The following is a 3,567-nucleotide window of genomic DNA, read 5'->3' on the forward strand; positions in this document are numbered from 1 at the left end:
CGGCTGCGCCAGCTCTTCACCAACGTCATCAGCAACGCCCTGAAGCACTCGGCCGACGGCACCACGGTGCTGATCCAAGCCCACGAGGACCGGCAGCAGGAGACCATAGTCACCAACGTGGTCAACTTCGGCTCACAGATACCTCCCGAGGCCCGCACCGACATCTTCCGGCGTTTCGTCAAAGGCAAGGCCGGGCCGGGCACGGAGTCGGGCGGCACCGGGTTGGGACTGTCCATCGCGCGCTGGGCGGCCCAGCTGCATGGAGGCCAGGTGCAGGTGGTGGACGATCCGCGCGGAGCGGACTTCGAGATCACCCTGCCCAGATATCACCGCGACCCCGACGAGGACGAGGAGGGCGTGGGCCGTTCCGACTGATCCGACGCGCCGCATTGACTGGGAGGCGGACTCCGACTCATAATGAAATCGAACATTTGTTCGAATGTCATTGAGTTCGAGGTGTGCCATGGTCGCTACCATCCATGGGTCGCCAGAGGCGGCCCCTGCTTCTCTGCCGGAGTGCCGGGTCGATGCCCTGAGCCTCTTCCGAGGGCACCCCAGTCCCGTTCCCCAGGCCTTGGAGGCCGTCCACGCCGGCTTCCCCTCAGTCGCTCAGGACTACTTCAGCGGCGACTTCAGCTTCGATCAGAACGTCATCGTCCACCCCGACGCCACCTTCATCATCCATGTGGCAGGCGATTCCATGACCGGCGCCGGCATCTTCGATGGGGATCTGCTGGTGGTCGACCGTTCCCTGGAGCCACGTGAGGGGGACATCGTCATCGCCATCCTGGACGACGAGCTGCTGGTCAAGCGGCTGGCCAGGTACAAGGGACGGACCATGTTGCGGGCCGAGAACCCCGCCTACCCCGACTTTATGCCCCAGGAGGGCGAGGAACTGGTCATCTGGGGGGTGGTCATCGGCAACTACCACTGGCAGCGGGTAGATACCAAGGGAGAATCCCGGAGCGGCTCTCCCCTGCCGCAGGTCACCTATCCCGGACACACCCTGCATGAACGCAGGCGTACGGAAAGCCAGGGCCGAAAACCCACCTATCCTTCCACGGGCTGGGGGTCGGCATGAGCGCGCCAAAACCGGCCGATCCTGCACCCGAGACCGCTCTGACAGGCCGAGTAGTCCTGGCTGATGCCAATTCTTTCTTTGCCTCCTGCGAGGCCGTCTTCGATCCATCCCTGGCTGACCGTCCGGTGGTCGTGCTGTCCAACAATGACGGCTGCGTAGTGGCCCGCAACCGCCCGGCCAAGGCCCTGGGCATCACCAACGGCACACCCTGGTTCACCATTCGTGAACGGGCCCTGCAGGACGGGGTGGTGGCCCGCAGTTCCAACTATGAGCTCTACGCCAGCCTCTCCCGGCGCATGATGGCCATCATGGCCCATTTCCTGCCTAACCAGGAGGTCTATTCCATCGACGAGTGCTTCATGGACAGCATCTGGAACGACAAGCGCACTGTCGAGATCTGCCGGGAGCTACGTGCCGCAGTCCTGCGGTCCACCGGCATTCCCGTCAGCGTGGGGGTGGCGCCTACCAAGACCCTGGCCAAGGTGGCCAACCACTGGGCCAAGGACCATCCCTCGACCGAGGGAATCACCCTCTGGAGCCAGGTGGAAGCCCAGTACGGCGACCAGGCTCTGGCATCAGTGCCCGTCGACCAGATCTGGGGGGTGGGCCGACGGCTGACAGGCAGGCTCATGGGCATGGGCATCACCACCGCTCTGGATCTGCGCAATGCCGATCCCTCGCTGATCCGTCACCGGTTCTCCGTCATGCTGCAGCGCACTGTCCTGGAATTGAGGGGACGGCCCTGCATCGAGCCCGAGGCGGATGCCGCCAGGGGTGTGCGCACCGATCAGATTCTGTGCTCGCGCATGTTCTCCCACCCTATCGAGGGCTACACCACTCTGGCTCAGGCACTGAGCATCTATGCCCAGAAGGCCTGCCGCCGTCTGCGTCGACAGCACGGCCTGTGCGGCAAGGTGCGGGTCTTCTGCTCCACCAGTCCCTATGCGCCCCAGCAGTTCTGCGCAGTCGGCCGGACTGTCGTCCTGGAGGATCCCAGCGACGACCCCCTGGTCATCGCCGGCGCAGCCAGCCGGGCGCTCAAGGGTCGAGTGGATCCGCACGCCCGCTGGATCCGAGCCGGGGTGGTTCTGTTGGACCTGACTGATGCCGACCACTTCCACACCCTGGAAGGCCTGGACGCAGCCCGGGACACCCATGGTCTGGGGGATGTCCTAGAGGATGCCACCCGTCGTTTCGGGCCCTTCCGAGTGGGCGTAGGCTACGGAGGCATCCGCGGCAAGGGCCGAGGCGACGAAGATACAGGGGCCGACTGGGCCATGAACCGGGGCATGCTCTCCCCCCGGTCCACCACCCGCTGGGATGAGATGGCCGTGGTCCAGGCCCGCTAGAGATCCTCATGGCCTGGAGAAACGGCCGCTAGAGCTAAGGCAGCCAACGGCAGGGCGCCTGCGGTCTCCAGGGCACGAGCGCACTGGCGGATGGTGGATCCTGTGGTAATGATGTCGTCCACCACCAGGACGGGATGGCCGGCCAACCGTAAGGGATCCGCAACCGCGATCCGGCCTGCCAGCCGACGCGAACGGTTCCGGCGGCCGCCCGCCTGGACGGACTTGGTGCTGACGGAGTTCATGATCAGCGCGGGTTCCACACTGGCAGTCAGGCCCTGCTGCTGCAGAGCCTGAACCAGAGACAGAAGGATCGGCTGCAGATGAACCCTCCCCCGCCTTCGCAGGGAGGCAGCCGAGGAGGGGGCGGGAACCACCAGGATCGCCTTCGCAGGCTTGGACCGGAGCAGAGGATCGATCAGTCTGGCCAGGACTGGAGCAAGATCGGCCATGACCTGGCCCAAGGGTGCGTCCAAGGGCCGGTTGTCGTGGTCCTTCCAAGCTAGAATGATCCGCCTGACAGGTCCTCGATATGGAGCACAGGCCAGAGCCAGGCCCATGGCATAGGCGGGCGCAGGCACCGACAGGGGCCGGAAGAGCAGGGATCTGCAAGTGGGGCATAGCAGAAGATCGGGGCGATCACAGCCGGCGCAGGATCGAGGAGCCAGCAAGTCCAGCGCCGAGCTAGCCAAGGCTGAGGCGACAGTACAAGCGGCCTGTCGGAACCGGCCGGATGCCAATGAAAGGTTGCACATAACGCCTAGCCAACCCTCAAACATTGAGGATAGGAAAGCAGGACAAAGCCATGTGCATGAACAGACCATCCGTTCACAGACCATCCGCTCACAGGATTGTCTGCAGACAGGTTCAGCAGGTTCAGACCAGATCTGCCTCAAGAGCCCGGATCAGGTCCAGGGTATCGGCCGGATTATGCACACGCAGAGCCATGGCCCCGGCCATAGCAGCTGGATAATCGTTGCCGTCCGGATCCATCCGGTCGCCCACGAAAGCGATCTGACCGACATCTACGCCCAGTATCTTGGCCAGGGAGGTCATGGCATAGGCCTTGTCGATGCCCTTGGCTGAGATGTCCACGCTGGTGGAGCCGCCGGATCGCACCTGCAGGTGGGGCAGGTCTGC

General features: G+C 64.4%; 5 protein-coding genes. 3 read left to right on the forward strand and 2 right to left on the reverse strand.

All coding sequences use genetic code 11. The features are described 5' to 3' along the window. From AC0AP0_RS10410 to AC0AP0_RS10420, 3 genes are all read left to right on the forward strand, one after another. Nucleotides 1–375: sensor histidine kinase (locus AC0AP0_RS10410; RefSeq protein WP_490430408.1), on the forward strand; the 375-nt coding region annotated here is incomplete at its 5' end. An 88-nt stretch (nt 376–463) separates the two neighbouring features. Continuing rightward, nucleotides 464–1,081, forward strand: coding sequence for a LexA family protein (locus AC0AP0_RS10415; protein ID WP_198208455.1), 618 nt, complete (start codon nt 464–466; stop codon nt 1,079–1,081). Then, nucleotides 1,078–2,430, forward strand: a complete 1,353-nt coding sequence (locus tag AC0AP0_RS10420) for a Y-family DNA polymerase (protein ID WP_490430409.1) — start codon at nt 1,078–1,080, stop codon at nt 2,428–2,430. Before AC0AP0_RS10415 ends, AC0AP0_RS10420 begins: the two co-directional genes overlap by 4 nt. On the opposite strand, the gene AC0AP0_RS10425 is transcribed toward AC0AP0_RS10420, so the two are convergent. Both AC0AP0_RS10425 and AC0AP0_RS10430 read right to left on the reverse strand, forming a co-directional pair. Then, nucleotides 2,427–3,182 (reverse strand): ComF family protein, encoded by a 756-nt coding sequence (locus AC0AP0_RS10425; RefSeq protein ID WP_490430410.1) that lies wholly within the window; start codon nt 3,180–3,182, stop codon nt 2,427–2,429. The genes AC0AP0_RS10420 and AC0AP0_RS10425 overlap by 4 nt on opposite strands. Nucleotides 3,183–3,303: 121 nt before the next feature. Further along, nucleotides 3,304–3,567: HAD hydrolase family protein (locus AC0AP0_RS10430; RefSeq protein WP_490430411.1), on the reverse strand; the 264-nt coding region annotated here is incomplete at its 5' end.

Source organism: Bifidobacterium sp. POST2/T3 (B1) (assembly GCF_058197115.1).

Coding starts and splice junctions, on each gene's coding strand:
- AC0AP0_RS10415 (WP_198208455.1), top strand. CDS start 464: ATGGTCGCTACCATCCATGGGTCGCCAGAGGCGGCCCCTGCTTCTCTG.
- AC0AP0_RS10420 (WP_490430409.1), top strand. CDS start 1,078: ATGAGCGCGCCAAAACCGGCCGATCCTGCACCCGAGACCGCTCTGACA.
- AC0AP0_RS10425 (WP_490430410.1), bottom strand. CDS start 3,182: ATGTGCAACCTTTCATTGGCATCCGGCCGGTTCCGACAGGCCGCTTGT.